20 protein-coding genes are annotated in these 18,445 nt (G+C 38.1%); 11 read left to right on the forward strand and 9 right to left on the reverse strand.

The annotated features are described in order from the left end of the window. Nucleotides 1-10 precede the first annotated feature (10 nt). From AWW67_RS03290 to AWW67_RS03305, 4 genes are all read right to left on the reverse strand, one after another. Nucleotides 11-274: a DUF2024 family protein gene (locus AWW67_RS03290; RefSeq protein ID WP_062300238.1), complete on the reverse strand. Its 264-nt coding sequence runs from the start codon at nucleotides 272-274 to the stop codon at nucleotides 11-13. 77 nt (nucleotides 275-351) lie between these two features. After that, nucleotides 352-585 carry a hypothetical protein gene (locus AWW67_RS03295; RefSeq protein WP_062300240.1) on the reverse strand — a complete coding sequence of 78 codons (234 nt, stop codon included), beginning with the start codon at nucleotides 583-585 and terminating at the stop codon, nucleotides 352-354. Between the two features lie 129 nt (nucleotides 586-714). Continuing rightward, nucleotides 715-1,245: an NADPH-dependent FMN reductase gene (locus AWW67_RS03300; RefSeq protein ID WP_062300357.1), complete on the reverse strand. Its 531-nt coding sequence runs from the start codon at nucleotides 1,243-1,245 to the stop codon at nucleotides 715-717. Nucleotides 1,246-1,400: 155 nt separating this feature from the next. Then, complete coding sequence (locus tag AWW67_RS03305) at nucleotides 1,401-2,390, reverse strand: VWA domain-containing protein (protein WP_082793962.1); 990 nt, start codon at nucleotides 2,388-2,390, stop codon at nucleotides 1,401-1,403. Between the two features lie 136 nt (nucleotides 2,391-2,526). On the opposite strand from AWW67_RS03305, the gene AWW67_RS03310 reads away from it, so the two are divergent. The 11 genes from AWW67_RS03310 to AWW67_RS03360 all read left to right on the forward strand — a co-directional run bounded on the left by AWW67_RS03310 (nucleotide 2,527) and on the right by AWW67_RS03360 (nucleotide 12,266). Further along, a complete protein-coding gene (locus AWW67_RS03310) occupies nucleotides 2,527-2,931 on the forward strand; it encodes an OsmC family protein (protein ID WP_053224715.1) in 405 nt (134 codons plus the stop codon). A gap of 8 nt (nucleotides 2,932-2,939) precedes the next feature. After that, nucleotides 2,940-3,170: a hypothetical protein gene (locus tag AWW67_RS03315; RefSeq protein ID WP_062300243.1), complete on the forward strand. Its 231-nt coding sequence runs from the start codon at nucleotides 2,940-2,942 to the stop codon at nucleotides 3,168-3,170. Nucleotides 3,171-3,263: 93 nt separating this feature from the next. Further along, nucleotides 3,264-5,333, forward strand: a complete 2,070-nt coding sequence (locus AWW67_RS03320; protein ID WP_062300244.1) for a PAS domain-containing hybrid sensor histidine kinase/response regulator — start codon at nucleotides 3,264-3,266, stop codon at nucleotides 5,331-5,333. Between the two features lie 22 nt (nucleotides 5,334-5,355). After that, nucleotides 5,356-5,967, forward strand: a complete 612-nt coding sequence (gene bioD / locus AWW67_RS03325; protein ID WP_062300246.1) for a dethiobiotin synthase — start codon at nucleotides 5,356-5,358, stop codon at nucleotides 5,965-5,967. Beyond that, a complete protein-coding gene (gene bioA / locus AWW67_RS03330; protein WP_062300247.1) occupies nucleotides 5,960-7,258 on the forward strand; it encodes an adenosylmethionine--8-amino-7-oxononanoate transaminase in 1,299 nt (432 codons plus the stop codon). Before bioD ends, bioA begins: the two co-directional genes overlap by 8 nt. 175 nt (nucleotides 7,259-7,433) lie before the next feature. Next, on the forward strand, nucleotides 7,434-8,555 hold the full coding sequence (gene dnaN / locus AWW67_RS03335) for a DNA polymerase III subunit beta (RefSeq protein WP_053224720.1): 1,122 nt from the start codon (nucleotides 7,434-7,436) through the stop codon (nucleotides 8,553-8,555). Nucleotides 8,556-8,649: 94 nt separating this feature from the next. Then, nucleotides 8,650-9,063, forward strand: a complete 414-nt coding sequence (locus AWW67_RS03340; protein WP_062300249.1) for an RrF2 family transcriptional regulator — start codon at nucleotides 8,650-8,652, stop codon at nucleotides 9,061-9,063. An 82-nt stretch (nucleotides 9,064-9,145) separates the two neighbouring features. Next, on the forward strand, nucleotides 9,146-9,391 hold the full coding sequence (locus AWW67_RS03345) for a DUF2061 domain-containing protein (RefSeq protein ID WP_053224722.1): 246 nt from the start codon (nucleotides 9,146-9,148) through the stop codon (nucleotides 9,389-9,391). A 4-nt stretch (nucleotides 9,392-9,395) separates the two neighbouring features. Then, a complete protein-coding gene (locus AWW67_RS03350) occupies nucleotides 9,396-10,106 on the forward strand; it encodes a phosphoadenylyl-sulfate reductase (RefSeq protein ID WP_062300251.1) in 711 nt (236 codons plus the stop codon). Nucleotides 10,107-10,114: 8 nt separating this feature from the next. After that, the gene (gene cysD, locus AWW67_RS03355) at nucleotides 10,115-11,020 is read left to right on the forward strand and encodes a sulfate adenylyltransferase subunit CysD (protein WP_062300252.1); all 906 of its coding nucleotides are present in this window, start codon (nucleotides 10,115-10,117) and stop codon (nucleotides 11,018-11,020) included. Beyond that, a complete protein-coding gene (locus AWW67_RS03360) occupies nucleotides 11,007-12,266 on the forward strand; it encodes a sulfate adenylyltransferase subunit 1 (RefSeq protein ID WP_062300255.1) in 1,260 nt (419 codons plus the stop codon). Before cysD ends, AWW67_RS03360 begins: the two co-directional genes overlap by 14 nt. A gap of 213 nt (nucleotides 12,267-12,479) precedes the next feature. Here the strand turns inward: AWW67_RS03360 and AWW67_RS03365 are convergent, their stop codons facing one another. The 5 genes from AWW67_RS03365 to AWW67_RS03385 form a co-directional block, all read right to left on the reverse strand. Next, on the reverse strand, nucleotides 12,480-13,184 hold the full coding sequence (locus AWW67_RS03365; RefSeq protein ID WP_053224726.1) for a hypothetical protein: 705 nt from the start codon (nucleotides 13,182-13,184) through the stop codon (nucleotides 12,480-12,482). A gap of 61 nt (nucleotides 13,185-13,245) precedes the next feature. Then, complete coding sequence (locus tag AWW67_RS03370; protein ID WP_053224727.1) at nucleotides 13,246-13,980, reverse strand: VIT1/CCC1 transporter family protein; 735 nt, start codon at nucleotides 13,978-13,980, stop codon at nucleotides 13,246-13,248. Nucleotides 13,981-14,046: 66 nt separating this feature from the next. Continuing rightward, entirely contained in the window at nucleotides 14,047-15,351 is a 1,305-nt protein-coding gene (murA, locus tag AWW67_RS03375) for a UDP-N-acetylglucosamine 1-carboxyvinyltransferase (RefSeq protein ID WP_062300257.1), read from the reverse strand. Between the two features lie 3 nt (nucleotides 15,352-15,354). Continuing rightward, nucleotides 15,355-15,993 carry a DUF4290 domain-containing protein gene (locus tag AWW67_RS03380; protein ID WP_071387043.1) on the reverse strand — a complete coding sequence of 213 codons (639 nt, stop codon included), beginning with the start codon at nucleotides 15,991-15,993 and terminating at the stop codon, nucleotides 15,355-15,357. A 170-nt stretch (nucleotides 15,994-16,163) separates the two neighbouring features. Beyond that, complete coding sequence (locus AWW67_RS03385; protein WP_062300259.1) at nucleotides 16,164-18,440, reverse strand: ATP-dependent helicase; 2,277 nt, start codon at nucleotides 18,438-18,440, stop codon at nucleotides 16,164-16,166. Between the last annotated feature and the right edge of the window lie 5 nt (nucleotides 18,441-18,445).

Here is an 18,445-nt window from a genome sequence, read left to right on the forward strand (position 1 = left end):
GAGAAAGCTACTAGTCACAATTTTCCATTTCTAAAATTGAAAAGCCTACAGTTTCTATTTCATGCTTTAAGGTATCTGTTGGGTACTCTATATGGCAAAAAGTACACTCCTTAGAAGTTAATTTTTCTGTGTCAAAAGACTTGGTGTCTAAATAAGCTTGTCCAAATTGAAATACTTTTTCAGCGTCTTGTAGAGTACTGTCAACAAGGATATCAAAGTGCATGGTCATTCCATCTGCACGTTTCACATAGGTGTCCCAAACTGCTATTTTCATTTGTATGTGTTTTATGATGAGTTAAATAAAGCTAGGAGTACTTTTAAATAAGGACTCCTAACTATAAAGATCAAATTTTAGCCTTTAACATCGGCCATAGATGCTCCAAAATTGAGATGTAGAACATTGCCATTTGGAGTAAGTAAAGCTGGAACTGATTTAACTCCAGCTTTCTCAGCTTCGTCTATTCTGTTTTTGGCTTCACCTAAATGAACGACCTCTACATTTGTTTTTCCAATAAGATCGACAATGTCTTGTTCTGCACTAATACATACAGGACAGCCAGCGTGATAGAAAATTGATTTTGACATGTTTGATGAATTTTTTGTTATGACACTATTGTCGCTTTAAATGTAGTAAGGAATCCTAACTAATAAAATATTCAAGAATAATTTTATCAAACAATACCCAGTGATTCTGCTTTCTTTTTAGTTAATGATTTAGAGTTTGCTTTTGAAAGTGGAAGTCTTCGCTTCTAATTCAACTTTCAATGATTCTTTTATGATCTTTCCCTCAGAAAAATTATCGTTGAAAGAAGGAAGTGAAAAAGTCTCAATGATTTCTGCACCACAGCGGGGTAAAAGGATTTTGCCTGAATTCATTGCGTTTCCAGCACCGTATCCGCCTGGGGAAGTGCTCATCAATAACATAGGTTTGTCTCCAAAAATATTAATGTCTATTCTGCTGCACCAATCAATGGTGTTTTTGAAAACAGCAGTATAGTTTCTGTTATGTTCGGCCAAAGAGCAAATAATGGCATCGGCTTTTTCCATTTCTAGCCTGAATTTATAAGCGTTTTCAGGGTAGCCCTGTTCTTTTTCTAGGTCTACTGAAAACATAGGCATTTCAAAATCATTAAGGTCTAATAAGCTGATTTCAAAATCTTTAAAGTAGGAAATAGCAAACTTTACTAACTGCTTATTAATGGATGTACTACTATTACTGCCTGCAAACGCGACTATCTTCTTCATATGTTTTTCGGCCTTGTTTTTAAATTTACAATGGGCAACCAATTCAAGTTAAGGTTATATCCTTTCATGTACAAAGGAGCGGGAGATAGTTAAATAAACAAGCGTCCCCCAATCCTAAAATCGAAGAACGCTTGATGTGATTATTGTAAAACGGATTATTGTATGTTACAACTGCCATTAAAATCTGAGGCGTCAAAAATAGTTTTGGCGCTACCTTTTAAATTGCCTTGTACCACTTCAATGGTGAGCTGGTTACTTCCAGAACGTTTGGGAGAACAGTATTCTAATAAATAGTAACTGTTTGCTTTACCGTTTATTAAATCACCTATCTCTTTGAATTTATCTAGTAACTCGCCAATGTTTACGGCAGAAACAAAGCTTGTTTTTCCTATCTCTTTTAACACAGGCTCGTCAATTTCGCCACCAAGTCCAATGGTGTAGAACGAAATAGAAGGGTCTGCTTTTCTCACAGCTTCTAAGGCTTGGCCTTTGGTAGATCGGTTGGCTTGGTCGGTTCCGTCAGTAAAAATCACTACCGAATTCGACCCAAACTTATCTAACTCTTGCGACTGACCGAGTCGTTGTGTTGCAATACCTACACTTTGAATCACAGCGCCATAAAGGTTGGTAGAATTGTCGGAACTCATTGAGGCGTTAATGTTGTCAATGGCATTTTTCAAAGTGGTTGTATTGGAAGTGATGGGCTGTAGCTGCTTAATGTTCTGAGAACCATCAAACCACCATATCTCTACTTTTACGGCTCCTGCAGAAACTTCACCTTCAGAAGGTACTACTTCATCAATAAAGCTTTTTGCTGCCGACTTAAGGGGAGCCAAATTCTGACTACTTAATATACTTCCACTCAAATCGAGCAAGAGCATAATGTTGTAGTCTAAAACTTTTTCGTTCGGTTGTATTTTTCGAACTGCCTCAAATTCTGAAATCAAACTTCCATTTTCATAAATATTAAAGTCGGATTCTTTTAAACCTGCCTTTCCTTTTCCTGCGCCATCTTGTACTTTGAAAAATACAGATACATTGGAAGGTAAGTTGGTAAACTGATTTTCAATAGTTACTTGAAGTTGTGGAGCGGTGTCGTTGTCTCCACCACAACTTTGTATTAGCATAAATATAAGTGCAGTCATTAAAACTGCTGTAAAACGTATTTGAGTCATGTTGTCTCTAGGTTGGTACTTCACACTCAACCATGAAACTTATGTCAATATTGTGTGGTTAACAGCATAATTGATTTAATTTTGAACTTTAATAAAACCACGCAATATGAGAGTTACAACTACGTTCAAGGATGATTATGAATTTCAGTCGGTTAACGAAGAGGGCAATGTTTTAGATATTGACATGTATTCTGCCGATAAGAAAAAGCACATGTCGCCTACACAATTATTGCTTTCAGGTTTGGCCGCTTGCGCCTCGGTAGACTTGGTTCAAATGTTGAAAAAACGTAAGAAAACAGTAAATGGCCTTACTGTAGTTGCCGATGGTACCCGTAGAGATGAACACCCGAGAGCATTCACTCATATTACCCTCACTTTTACAGTTGATTCTCCTGACGTGACTGAAGAAGAGTTTGAAAAAATGGGTCATTTAGCCGCAACAAAATATTGCTCTGTTGCAGGTACATTAAACTCAGAAGTAGATCACAAGTTTATAGTGAACAGAGCCTAATTATTCCTGTGAGAGTTGTAAAGGAAATACCCAATAGCAAATGTAAAATCACCATTTTTTCATGGAATGGAAAATTCCTCATTAAATTGGAAAACGGTGGTTTTGAACAAACCTTTAAGGTGAGCGAGCTTGATGTACTCGAGCAAGAACTTGATGAAATACTAAACGAAACTTTTATTTCAGAAGCCATCGAGCGATTTGATGATATGGCAAAATCGCTTCGTAAAGCCATTCCGTAAAGCGGAACTGTTATCTTTTTGGATGGTATTGTGTAAGTAGTTCTGTATTTTTGTTATTCTTGTTCTTGAACATTTGCTTTTGCTAAACATTACATGATCTATCTTCTACTCTTTTTAGCCATAATTTTAGCACTTGTTCTAGCCTATCTTTTATTTCGAACCAAAAAAAAGACAGCCCTATTTGTTCAAGAATTAAATGAATTAAAAGAGAAGTATGATGAGAATCAATTTCAGCTCGACTTTTTCTTAGACCACACTTCTGACTTTCTTTTTAAATTCGACACCGATGGAATAGTTACCTATTCATCCATGAACGTGGTGAGAGTAATGGGGCGAAATCCTAATATAAGACTCGCCCATTATAGCACTAGTTATACCGATAACCCCATAAATGCTAAAGCGCGTGAGAGGATTGATGGATTTCTTGCGGGAAAATACGATTCTGTACCCCCTTATTTTGTAGAGGTTAACGATTCTAAGGGCGACCCTCATATGTTGGAGGTGTTTCATAAGCCTATTTATAATGATCAAGGAGAATTGGTTTCTGTGACAGGAATTGCCAAAAATATTACTGGTATTTACAATGCAGAATTAGAAATCAAGAAGTTTGAAAAAGAGCAGATGTTGATTTTGGATGCGATTCCTGACACCATGTTCACCTTTGATAAACGAGGTTTCTTCTTGAATTATCATGCTAAAAATGAGATGGGAGTTATTCTTTCAGCTGAAAAGAGAATAGGAGATAATATAGTCGATATTTTTCCTGAAAGTATAATTTCATTGATGACTGCGGGCCTAAAGAAAGCACTTGAAACCGATCAAATGCAAACGGTTGAGTTCAAACTATTGGTAAATAAGAAAGATCATTTTTGTGAGGGCAGGTTTATTAAACTTACCGAAGATAGGATTCTTTTGATGATGCGCGATATCACCGCACAAAAGCAACTGGAAGAAGGTTTGAAATTGGCCAAAGAAGCTGCTGAAAACGCGAACCAAGCTAAGAGTACATTTCTGGCAACCATGAGTCATGAAATAAGAACACCAATGAATGGTGTAATTGGTATGACAAACCTTTTAAATGAAACCTTACTCAATCCTGAACAGAGGGATTATGTGGAAACCATAAAGGTAAGTGGTGAAACCTTGCTTCGAATTCTAAACGATATTCTTGACTATTCTAGAATTGAATCGGGGAAAGTTACTTTAGAAGATTCAGTTTTTGGATTGAAAAGGGTTGTAGAGGAATCTTTAAACCTTGTGGCTTATGAGGCCAAAGGTAAGAAAGTAGGTTTGAATCTAATTATAGATGAAAATGTACCAGAGTTTTTCTTTGCTGATAGAAATAGACTAGGGCAAATACTTGTTAATTTACTCTCAAACGCGGTAAAGTTTACCGAAAGAGGCTTTGTCTCGGTTAGAATATCTTTGATTGAAATAAAGGGAGATACAGCCAATATAGAGTTCAAAATTCAAGATACCGGCATAGGTGTTGCAAAAGAGGAAATCAAAAACCTCTTTAAAGAATTTACCCAAGTAGAGTCTTCTAATTCCAGACGATTTGGAGGCAGCGGTTTAGGTTTAGCAATTGTAAAGAACTTGCTCAAATTATATAATGGAAAGGTTTCTGTTCAAAGTGAGCTTGGCGTTGGTTCCTTATTCAGTTTTAACGTGCATTTAAAACTAGCTGTAGAAGAATTGGTAGAAGGAGAAATAAATAAAACAGCCAGGTCGAGTCGTTATGAACTTAGTAAGCTGGCAGGGGTTCTTTCTGGTAAATACCCGCTCAAGATCCTTTTAGCCGAAGATAACAAGATCAATAGCAAACTCATATGCCTCATATTAGAGCGTATGGGGTATATACCAACCTTAGCAAAAACAGGATTAGAAGCCCTGTCTAAAATGCAAGAAGAGACCTATGATGTGATTTTAATGGATGTTCAAATGCCAGTGATGGATGGGTTAGAAGCCACAAAACAAATTAAAGCACTCAACTTAGATACACCTCCCTATATCATCGGTATTTCAGCCAGTGCTTTCGATGAAGATGTTCAAAAAGCCCTTGAAAGCGGAATGGATGATTATCTGATAAAACCAGTCAAGTTTGATGCTCTCCGCGAAAAACTTATCGAAGTAGGGCAAAGGCGTTTTCCTTTTGTGTCTTGAGTTTCGTTCATAGCTTTACAGCATGAATTATTTTGTTACAGCCATAGGTACCGATAGTGGTAAAACCTTGGTTTCCTCAATTTTAGTAGAGGCCTTGAAAGCCGATTATTGGAAGCCTGTGCAAGCAGGAAAACCATTAGATACAGAAACGGTTAAAGAATTGGTCAGCAATGAGATCACAAGGTTTCATCCTGAAACCCATATATTTAAGTTGCCAGCTTCGCCACATGCTGCTGCAAAATTCGAACATCTGGCCATACAACTAGACGACTTTGTGCTTCCTGAAACTACTAATGATATTGTAATTGAAGGAGCAGGGGGTATTTTAGTACCTATTAATCAAGAGCATTATGTGATCGATATTGCCCGAGAATTATCTGCTCCAGTAATTCTAGTGGTCAACCTTTATTTGGGCTGTATTAACCATACTTTACTTACGGTAGATTATTTAAAGCGAAATAAAATCCCGGTGTTAGGAATAGTTTTTAACGGAGAGTCAAACTTTGAAAGCGAAAATATTATTGAAGAAAAATCTGGCTATAAGGTGCTGCTAAGACTTCCAAAACTCAGCTTGATCAATAAAGAAATAATAAAATACTGGGCTGACGAACTAATGCTGAATTGGTATGAGTGATTGGATTAAAAGAGATGCTGAAGCGATTTGGCATCCGTTTACGCCATTAAGGGGGATGGAAAACCCACTTATGGTAGAAACCGCAGAAGGAGTACACTTATACACGAGTGATGGTGCAAAAATCATTGACGCTATATCCTCTTGGTGGGTCAATTTACATGGGCATAGCCACCCTCATATTTCCAAAGCCATTGCTGCCCAAGCATCAAAATTAGAACATGTAATTTTTGCAGGTTTTACCCACGAACCTGCCATTCGATTAGCGGAGCGTCTTTTAGAAATACTTCCCAAAAATCAATCGAAAGTATTTTTCTCTGACAATGGAAGCACCGCTACCGAAGTGGCCATAAAAATGGCTTTTCAGTATTTCTATAATCAAGGGATTAGTAAAAGGAAAATTATAGCCATTGATGGTGCATATCATGGCGACACCTTTGGTGCTATGTCGGTAGGAGAAAGGGGGCCGTTTACCGAGCCGTTCGATCCGTATTTGTTCGATGTTAGTTTTGTTGATTTTCCAGAAGAAGGAAAGGAAGAAAAGGTTTATCAGCAATTCAAAAACTTGGTTGAAAAAGACGATGTGGCTGCCTTTATTTTTGAGCCTATTATTCAAGGTGCATCGGGTATGCGTATGTACAGCAAAGCCTTACTCGATAAGATGATTGCTTTGGCGCATCATCATCAAGTAATTTGTATTGCCGATGAAGTAATGACGGGTTTTGGAAGAACAGGGAAATTATTTGCATCCGATTGGCTCACTAATAAACCAGATATATTCTGTTTATCGAAAGGTCTAACTGGTGGGGCAATGGCCATGGGAGTAACTACATGCACAGAGAAAATCCAAGCCGCTTATCGTTCAAATGACTTAATGAAAACCTTCTTTCACGGTCATTCATTTACGGCCAACCCAATGACCTGCGCAGCTGCAAATGCATCATTGGATTTACTACTTAACAAAGAAAGTGAAGAGAATAGAAAGCGATTAAATAATCGTCACCTTTCATTTTTAAAAGTAATAGAAAAACATTCTATGGTACGAAATGCCCGAGTTTTGGGAACAATTCTGGCCTTTGAAATGAACACAGAAAAGGATACCTCTTATTTTAATGAGGCGCGCCATTATCTTTATCCCTACTTCATTAGCAAAGGAGTTTTGCTTCGCCCCTTGGGAAATGTGCTCTATTTGATTCCTCCTTATGTAATTAAAGATGAAGACTTAGATTACGTTTATCAAACTATTTTAGAATTCTTAAATCATCCACCTAAACCAGAGAGTACAAAAGGTTAGAAAACAGCTTAAACAACCTAGAAAGAAGGCTTTTAAGTAAAACGGACTTCTACTTTTAATTGGGTGCAGAACTGAAATTTTCTATTGTGCCAAAAAGCTAGGTTTTGATACCGAGTATTGATTTTATTTTTAACTTTATGCGATTAAAGTACCCATAGTAATAAACCCAGTTTTTATGAAGTTTATCGTTTCTTCAGCAGAATTGCTAAAGCGCCTTTCCAATATCAATGGAGTAATCACTACTAATCCAGTGGTGCCAATCCTTGAAAACTTTTTATTCGAAATTAAAGATGGGCTTTTGACCATCACAGCTTCTGATCTTCAAACCTCTATGATTACAGAGATTGATGTAGAAGCAAAAGAAAATGGAAGCATTGCGGTTCCTGCTCGTATCTTAATGGATACCTTAAAGAACTTACCAGAGCAGCCTGTAACTTTTACTATCGACAATGAAACTTACAGTGTTGAAATCAACTCTGATAATGGTAGGTATAAATTGGCTGGTGAAAACGCTACAGACTTTCCTAAAGTACCAGAGGTAACTAACGCTTACCAAGTAGACATGTCTACAGAGGTGTTGAGTAGTGCAATCAACAATACAATCTTTGCTACCAGCAACGATGAATTACGACCAGCAATGACCGGGGTTTATGTAAAGCTGGCAGAAACTAATACTACTTTTGTAGCGACAGACGGTCACCGTTTGGTACGATACAGAAGGGTAGATGTGGCTTCTGATACTGGAATGTCAATCATCATTCCTCGTAAAGCCTTGAACTTGTTGAAGTCTACTTTGCCTTCAGAAAATTCGAATGTAGTGGTGGAATACAATGCATCTAATGCCTACTTCCACTTCAATGCAATAAAAATGATTTGTCGTTTGATCGATGAGCGTTTCCCTGATTACGAAAACGTAATTCCTTCAGACAACCCAATCGAAATGAAAATCAACAAAAGCGAACTTTTAGGTTCCTTGAAAAGGATTTCAATTTACGCTAACAAAACCACACACCAAATTAGATTGAAAATCACAGGTAGCGAACTTACCGTTTCTGCCGAAGATTTAGATTTCTCTAATGAAGCTAAAGAAACTTTAGCTTGCGAGCATGAAGGAGAGGATATCGAAATTGGTTTCAATGCTAAATTCTTGGTAGAAATGTTGAGCAACCTTCATTCTAAAGAAGTTACGCTTCAAATGTCAGCGCCTAACCGTGCAGGACTTTTGATTCCTGGCGACAAGGATGAAAGTGAAGATATTCTAATGCTGGTAATGCCAGTAATGTTGAATAACTACTAATTTAACATTGAGCAAAAAACAATGAAAGGAGCTTTAAGCTCCTTTTTTAATTTCAATTCTAAATTTTGGTAACTTCGTCAATTAAAACTGAAAAGTGTTATCTAAAAAAACCCAATACGCGTTCCATGCTTTAACCTACTTGGCCGAAAACCAAGACAAGGGGCCTATACTCATTTCTGAAATTTCAGAAATGAGAAAAATCTCACTAAAGTTCTTAGAAAATATTCTTTTAGAATTGAAGAAGTCTGGGATTTTGGGAAGTAAGAAGGGAAAGGGTGGAGGCTATTACCTAATTAAACCACCCGAAGAGATTGGCCTAGCAAAAATTATTCGCTTACTCGATGGCCCTATAGCATTGCTTCCATGTGTAAGCTTAAACTATTATGAAAAGTGTGAAAACTGCCAAGAAGAGATTTGTGGCCTTAATGTGGTGATGAGCGAGGTGCGAGATAATACGCTTAAAGTGTTGGAAAACAAGTCTTTAAAAGACGTTCTGCGAGAGCATTAAAAAAATTTTGCTCATTAGTCTATTAAAATGGTAGGGAATATATACTTTTGTATCCTCAATGTTTCAACAAAAGCGAACCACTATGTTTTTAGACTCAGTTGTAAAAGGAAGAATCGAGAAAGAAGAACAACGTGATAGCAATCTTAAAAGCATTTTAAAAACTATCAGTTGGCGAATCGTTGGCACGGTGGATACCATAATGATTTCTTATTTCATTACTGGAGAGGCTGGTCTGGCCCTTTCAATCGGTTCGGTTGAAGTGTTTAGCAAAATAGTACTCTACTATTTCCATGAACGAGTTTGGTCTTCTGTTAAACTCAAAAAGTAGCGAGATGAAAGACAAGATAGAAGAATATAATAGCCGATTTTCCGGCCTTTCAATAGGAGAGGTAATTGACTCGCTCACACAAGAATTTCCCGCTCAGGTTAAATTTTCAAGTGCCTTTGGGCAAGAAGACCAAGTCATTGCCGACATCATATTTCGTAAGCAGTTGGCGGTAGAGGTTTTTACTCTGGATACGGGCCGGTTGTTTCCTGAGACCTATGACTTAATGGAAAAAACAAGGGAGCGTTATAAGCAGGAAATAACAACCTACTTCCCAAAGTCAGAAGATGTTGAGTCACTAGTGAGTGAGAAAGGTTTTTTCAGCTTTTACGAGTCGATTGAAAATAGAAAAGAATGCTGCTACATAAGAAAGGTAGCACCCTTAAAGCGGGCATTGAGAAATACCAAAGTTTGGATTACAGGCTTGAGAGCTGCTCAGTCAGACAATCGCCAAAATTTAGAATTGTTTGAGTGGGATGAAGGCAATCAGGTGATAAAATATAACCCTATTTTAAATTGGAGTTATGAAGCCATATTGACCTATTTGGAGGAGTATCAAGTACCCTATAACACGCTACACAATAAAGGTTTTGTAAGCATTGGTTGCCAGCCATGCACTCGGGCAATAAGCCCTGAGGAGCCTGCAAGAGCTGGCCGATGGTGGTGGGAGAATTCTCAAAAAGAGTGTGGTTTACATGCAGTTACAATCAAGAAATAAATACTGATATGAATGTTTTTGACGGGCAATTTCCACGCGAGTTGGAAGATGAGTCCATTTACATAATGAGAGAAGTAGCAGCTCAGTTTGAGCGTCCTGTTTTATTGTTTTCTGGAGGAAAGGATTCTATCACCTTAGTGCGATTGGCTGAAAAGGCTTTTTACCCTGGTAAAATTCCATTTCCGCTATTGCATGTAGATACTGGTCATAATTTCCCAGAGACCATTGCTTTTCGCGATGCATTGGTAGAAGAGCTTGGGCTCGAATTGCATGTGCGCTATGTACAAGATTCCATTGATAAGAAAATAGCTGTGGAGGAGTCAGGAAAATATGCTAGCAGAAACGCACTTCAAACTGTAACATTATTGGCGGCTATTGAAGAGTTTAAGTTCGATGCGTGTATAGGAGGGGCCAGAAGAGATGAAGAAAAGGCAAGAGCCAAAGAACGCGTTTTTTCGGTACGAGATGATTTCGGTCAATGGGATGCTAAAAAGCAACGACCTGAGCTTTTCGATATGCTGAATGGAAGAATAAATGTGGGCGAAAACGTTCGAGTTTTTCCTATCTCTAATTGGACAGAGATTGATGTATGGAATTATATCAGAGAAGAAAACCTCGAAATCCCCTCCATTTATTATGCTCATCAGCGTGAGGTTTTTCAACGAGATGGTATGATTTGGCCAAATTCACCCTTTATCAATAAAGATGAAAGCGAAATAATTGAAACCCGCACAGTACGCTTTAGAACTGTTGGCGATATGACCTGTACGGCCGCAGTAGAATCTGACGCAGATCGAATTGAAAGAGTGATAGAAGAAATTTTAAGCGCCACTATTTCCGAACGAGGCGCTAGAATTGATGATAAACGTTCGGAAGCAGCCATGGAAAAGAGAAAGCAGTATGGATATTTCTAACAAACAAGTTTTACGCATAGCTACAGCAGGAAGCGTAGATGATGGCAAAAGCACATTGATTGGAAGGTTACTCTTCGATACCAAATCCATTACTTCTGATAAGCTGCAGGCCATTGAAGAAAGTAGCCGTAGAAAAGGGCTTGATTATACTGACCTTTCCTTGCTGACAGATGGTTTGGTGGCAGAAAGAGAGCAGGGAATTACCATTGATGTGGCGCATATTTATTTCGCTACCAAAACCAGAAAGTATATCATTGCTGATACTCCCGGACATATTGAATATACCCGAAACATGGTGACAGGAGCAAGTAACGCTGATGTTTCCTTGATTTTGATAGATGCAAGAAATGGTTTGGTGGAACAGACCAGAAGGCACCTTTACATTGCTCATCTTTTGCGAGTGCCTAAAGTAGTGGTCTGTGTCAATAAAATGGATTTGGTTGATTACGACCAAGCACTTTTTGAAAGTATAGTGAATGAAGTGAAAGCCTTGGTAGATAAAGCATCATTAACTGGTTTCGATATTTCGTTCCTTCCAATCAGTTCACTTTACGGTGAAAACATAATTACAGATAGTGAGCACATGTCTTGGTATTTAGGCGATTCATTGATTGAGGCACTAGAATCAGTTGAGGTAAAATCTCATCAAACAGATTTACCAACTAGATTTCCTATTCAGTATGTAATTAGACCCAAAACAAATGAACATCATGATTATAGAGGCTATGCTGGTAAAATAGCGAGTGGTACGTTAAAAGTAGGAGATAAGGTAACGGTTTTGCCATCTGGGGCAGTGTCAGAAATTAAATCTATTCAAAAGTATAAAACAGAACTGAAAGAGGCCGTAGCTGGTGAGTCAGTGAGTGTTTTATTGAAAGACGATGTTGGTGCCAGCCGTGGCGACATGTTGGTAAAAGAAGGCGACTTTAATTTTGGGAATGAAGTTGTTTCTGAGATTTGCTGGATGGATAATACCCCATTGGTTGTAGGTAAAACCTATAAGATACAACATGGAGTAAGTGAATCAAGAGTAAAGATTTTGGGGCTAAATCATAAGGTAAAGACAGACAGTTTGTTGGTGGAAACAAATATTTCTGATTTTCTATTAAATGATATTGGAGAAGTAGTTCTTAGATCTTCTAAACCGATTTTAGCGGATTCATATAAAGACAATCGTAATAATGGCGCCTTTATTTTAATTGATGAATTTACCAATAATACGGTAGGAGTAGGGTTTGTGGCTTAATTAGTTATGGTTTCTTTGATTAGATCAAAATAATACATGAGCCAGAACTGAACTAATTATTATTAGTTTTTCAGAGTAAAGGAAACTTTAGTTTTGGTGGCCCTAGGTCTTTGTCTGACTCGCAATTTTGGAGAGTTCACTGCTAAATACACGTCTAAAATTAGTAGTGAACTCTGTATGTAATTCTAAACTTAAACATAAGATAAAAGCTAGTTACTTTAGCTTTTCTTTAATATTGAGGTCTACAATATCAATAGCAATATTGTTTGCTTCTTCTAAGAGTCGGTTCAGTTCGATTTCGTTTTCGATCAGGTTAAGAATTAAATTTTTAAACTCTATACTTTTAATTCGTTCATAGTTCACCACTTTCTGTAAACCAAAATCAACATCCTTAATAAGAAAGTCATTGTAGTATTTCTCCTTCATACTTGTATGGTATTGGGCAACTTCTTTTAAGGCTACATATTTATTTTTCAGGGTGAGTAAACTGTTTTTAAGGTCAGAATTAGAAGTGGTGTAATTGGTGTTGATATAATAATTGAGGCCCTCAAACTGGAGGTTGGGTTTATATGTTTTGTTAATTGCGAAAAGGTATTTTGAAATTTCTTGATTTTCTAAGTCGTCCTCAGCATAGAGGTATCCACCTGAATAAAGAATTTGAGCCAACTGATTTTCATTTTCAATTAACTCTAGTCGCTCATCTATTAACTTATCAAATTCAGTAATATTCAGTTCCAACTCTGTACGTACCTTTTCAATAGCAGCTTTCTCAAGTTTTAAGTCTTTTGAATCTTCATAGAGTACATTTAGTTGGTAGGCTACAGTAATTCCAAAAATTACAATGAAAATTTCAATGGTATAGGTAATTACATCAGCTTTTTTGATTTTCGCAAGCCTGCGAGAAGTCCCAAATTTCATTCTGTTACGTAGTTTGACATTGAATATAAAGCAATTGACAAAGAAAGTAGTCTTAGAATACTTAAGAAATCATACTTTCTAAAATTACCCCAACATAATAAGCGAGAATAGCTGCTGAACCGCCTAAGAAAAGCGTTTCTAACACACCTCGTATTCGGCTGGTAGAAGTAACATAGCTTTTTGCGTAGCCAATGGCACCAAATGCTACAAAGGTGAGAATGGAAGAATAAAGAAATAAATCGGCATCGAGACCCCTTGTGTAGTCAATTACATACACAATGAGCGGAATAAAGCCCATTAGTAAAAATGAAATAAAAGTGACCAACCCCATCTGAAAAGGCGATTTGGTCTCTTCCATCATCTCAAGCTCCTCTTTCATCATTACATCTACCCAGCGGTCTTTATCTTCGGTGATTTTGTCAACCACTTGTTCTAAAAGTTCGCCTTCAAAGCCTTTGGCTTGATAGATTTCCCTGATTTCTTCGCGTTCTTTTTCTGGCAAGTGATCCACCTCCCAGTATTCAATGGCTTTATGTTTATCGTAATTCTGTTTTTCAGATTTGGTCGAAAGATAGCTACCAACAGACATGGCAAAGCCATCGGCAAAGAGGTTTGCAAAACCTAAAATGATTACTACAGCGCTATCTAGATTGGCACCGGCAGCACCTGCCACAACAGCAAAGGTGGTTACGCTTCCGTCAATTCCTCCATAGATGAATTCACCAATGTATTCTTGGAATTTTGAGAAGAAGGATGTTTTTCCGTGTAAATGGGCTTCGTGATGTTTCTTGCTCATGCTGCTTGAGTTATAGGTTTTAACCTGAATATTTACTCAATATAACACGATTGCTTTTTTTAAACCCTATTGTCTTTGAATCTTAGCGCCTAAAGCGTTTAATCTTTCATCAATATGTTGGTAGCCTCTGTCTATTTGTTCAACATTGTCAATTACACTGGTGCCTTCGGCAGAAAGTGCTGCAATAAGCAAAGCTTGCCCCGCACGAATATCAGGAGAAGTCATTCTAATTCCTTTGAGTTTTTGCTGGCGGTTTAAGCCAATAACAGTGGCCCTGTGCGGGTCGCAAAGAATAATTTGAGCCCCCATATCAATCAGTTTATCGACAAAGAACAAGCGGCTTTCAAACATTTTTTGGTGTACCAAAACTGTTCCTTTGGCTTGCGTAGCCATCACTAAAATAATGCTCAAAAGGTCGGGAGTTAATCCTGGCCAAATGGCATCGGCAATGGTCATGATAGAGCCATCAATAAAGGTTTCAATTTCATAATGGTCTTGCCCCGGAATAAAGATATCGTCACCTCTAAACTCCATTTGAACACCCATTTTTCTGAAAGTGTCTGGAATTAAACCAAGCTGATCAATTCGGCAATCTTTAATAGTGATTTCGGATTGTGTCATGGCAGCCATACCGATAAAACTGCCAATTTCAATCATATCAGGCAGCATCGTATGCTCTGTACCTCCAAGCGAATCAACGCCTTCGATATGCAATAGATTAGAGCCTACACCTGTGATTTTAGCCCCCATTCTATTTAGCATGGCACAAAGCTGCTGCAAGTAAGGCTCGCAGGCCGCATTGTAAATGGTGGTTTTTCCATTGGCCATTACGGCTGCCATTAAGATGTTGGCCGTACCTGTAACCGAAGCTTCCTCTAAAAGCATGTAAGCGCCTTTTAGTTGCGAAGCATCAATGTGGTACATACCCGTTTCGGCTTCGTAAAGAAAGCGTGCGCCTAATTTTTGAAAACCAATAAAGTGAGTATCGAGTCTTCTGCGACCAATTTTATCTCCTCCTGGTTTCGAAATTTTTGCCTTACCAAAACGCGCCAACAGAGGCCCTAAAATCATTACCGAACCACGGAGCGATGATGCTTTGGTTCGGAACTCTTCAGTTTCTAAATAATCGATGTTTACATTTTTTGCACAAAAGCGGTAACTCTCTCCCCCTAAGAATTGCACTTCTACACCCATGGCGCCAAGCAATTCGATTAGTTTGTTTACATCACGAATATCAGGGACTTTGTGAAGTGTAACGGGTTCTGGAGTGATTAAAACAGCACACAAAATTTGTAATGCTTCGTTTTTAGCACCCTGTGGAGTGATTTCTCCACTCAATTTGGTACCGCCTTCAATTACAAAAGATGCCATTAATTATGCACGTCTACGTTTTGTGTAATTCTTTTTTCTGTTTTGGTTAGACGAACCTGAGGATGGTCTTCTTTCTCTAACACTGGTATTGAATAAACCTTCTTCTTTGATTTTTTCAATATTTACTTTCAATTGCCCCTTCGACATTCTGTGAATGTGTTGAGCAATTACTTCGTCTTCAATATTGTCTTTGTTCCAGTTAGAAAAGAAGCTTTTCATTAAGCGGCCAATGTGAATTATCGCATTTTCACGAGATTCTTCATCTTCCATTTCCACTGCCAACTTCACCATTGTTTCTAAGTTTCTACCATAATGGCGAAACTTAATTTCATCGGTTTTGTATTCCATACGCTGAGGCTTTTTTCCAATTGATTCTTTCTCAGGCATTGGAAAAGGAGATTCAACGTCTAAATCAAAACGTGACATGATGTATAAATCATCCCATACTTTTTGATCGTATTCGGCATTTTCGCGAAGCAAATTAGGGTTAATCTGACGCATAAGGTCAGTGAGCGTTTGCGCATATTGATTGCGCTTTTCTTTGTCTTCTACGGTTTTGATATATTCAACCAGTTTCTGTACGTTTCTGCCGTACTCCTTCTGGATTACATCTTCTCTTTGGGTATTATATTCTAAACTCATGTTTTCAGTTTTCACTACGAAATTAACAATTATTCTGGAAGAAGAAGGTCTATTTAATGCTAGACATGAATCGGTTTGAGTGCCGTTTTATAAACTTGATCCTTCTTTCGGACTAATATATTTTCAACGCGTATAGCGCTGGCTTGTTATGGCTGTAAGTTAATTCTTTTTTATTCTACAATCCTAAGCTTCGCGAAGCTCAATAACAGGGTTTTTTCACCGAAGTTTTCAAATATCACCCTAGCTTTTTTATTCGAACCTTCGATATCCATTTTATGTACTTTTCCGAAACCGAATTTAGGATGCTCCACTTTCATTCCTTCTTTCAGGTTTGAAATATCACTTGGGGTGAAATTATCTGAAGGTTTATGGTAGGTTAAAGGTTTTTTAGGCGCGGTATTTCTATTTGCAATTAAGTTTCGGGCGTAGTTTGAACCCACCTGTGGTGCGTTTCTATTAGGGTTAGGGTTAAAACTTGAAGGTTTCTGTTCGCGACTTCCGTATTTGGTGTTAACCTTGATGTAACTCGGGTCTACTTCTTCAATAAATCGGCTAGGCTCGCAATTGAGCAGACGGCCATAACGATAGCGTGATAGCGCATAGGAGAAATAGAGGTTTTCTTTTGCTCGAGTAATGGCCACGTAGAATAGACGTCTTTCTTCTTCTAAATCGGCCCTGCTGCTCATCATCATTTGGGAAGGAAAAAGGTCTTCCTCCATGCCCACGATGAACACATTCTTAAACTCGAGCCCCTTGGCAGAGTGTATAGTCATTAAAGTTACTACATCGGTCTCTTGATTTTCCTTGTCATTGTCAGTTAACAAGGCGATGTCTTGCATGAAATTATTCAGCGATTTATCCTCAACTTCTGGCGTATCGACAAACTCTTTGATGGCATTCAGTAATTCCTGAACGTTTTCATAGCGGTTCAAGCCCTCTATGGTTTTGTCCTCATAAAGTTCTTTTAACAGGCCAGAATTTTTGGCAATATGACTGGCCGTTTCAAAGGCATCTTTGGTTTCAACATAAATCATAAAACTCTTGATGAGCGTTACAAAGTCGTTGATGGCATTGGCAGCTCGGCCCGGTAAAAAAGAATTTATATTGGTGAGTACTTCCCAAAGTGGAATATCATGCTCGAAAGCCGCTACTACAATCTTTTCTACAGAAGTTGGCCCAATACCTCGTTTTGGTAAATTGATGATTCTTCGGAAAGATTGTTCATCGTTAGGGTTGATGGCAAACCTTAAATAGCCCATCAAATCCTTAATTTCCTTTCTTTGATAGAAGGAAAGCCCACCATAAATGCGATAGGCAATACCTGATTTCCTCAGTGCTTCTTCAATGGAGCGTGATTGGCTATTGGTTCGGTACAGAATAGCGAAATCCGCGTTTTTGTAGTTTCTGTTAGCTTTTTGTTCGAAAATCTCTGAGGCTACAAATCGTCCTTCCTCATTGTCTGAAACCGATTTGATTAATTCAATTTGGTTACCATCGTTATTGGCCGTCCAGACGGTCTTTTTCAATTGGCTTTTATTTCTTCCAATTACTGAATTTGCCGCGTTTACAATGTTTTGAGTAGAACGGTAATTTTGTTCTAGTTTAATCACCTTCAGGTCCGGAAAATCTTTCTCGAAATTCAGAATATTTTCGATGTCAGCTCCGCGAAAGGCATAGATACTTTGTGCATCGTCTCCCACCACAGCAATATTTCTATTTACCGCTGAAAGCTTCTTTGTAATCAAATATTGAGAAACGTTTGTGTCTTGAAACTCATCTACCAGTACATATTGAAATCTATGTTGGTATTTGTTCAATACATCTAAATGATCTCGAAACAATACGTTGGTGTTAAAAAGCAGGTCGTCAAAGTCCATAGCATCTGCTTTTTTACAGCGCAAACTATAGGCTTTGTACAGTCGGCCCATTTCTGGTTTCATGGCCGAATCGTCATCGGCTTTGTAGATGGGGTTTGTGGTGTATTCCTGCCAAGAGATTAACCTGTTTTTGGCGCTTGAAATTCTACTGAGTACCGTGTTGGGCTTATAAACTTTATCGTCTAACCCGTATTCTTTAACAATATTTTTAATGAGCGATTTAGAATCGTCAGTATCGTAAATGGTGAAATTACTTGGGTAGCCTAACTTACCAGCTTCAGCCCTTAGAATTCTAGCAAACACCGAGTGAAAAGTGCCCATCCATAGATTTCTGGCATTTGAGCCTACTACGCTCTCAATCCTTTCACGCATTTCTTTTGCGGCCTTATTAGTAAAAGTGAGGGAAAGGATATTGAAAGGGTCGATGCCTTTTTCCTGCATTAGGTACGCAATTCGGTAGGTAAGCACCCTTGTTTTTCCGGAACCCGCACCAGCTATAATCATGGTAGGGCCTTCCGTGTTCACTACTCCTTCGTATTGGGGTTCATTAAGGGAAGAGAGGTAATCCATTCTGC

The sequence above is a fragment of the Roseivirga seohaensis genome (genome assembly GCF_001592945.1).
Classification (GTDB): domain Bacteria; phylum Bacteroidota; class Bacteroidia; order Cytophagales; family Cyclobacteriaceae; genus Roseivirga; species Roseivirga seohaensis.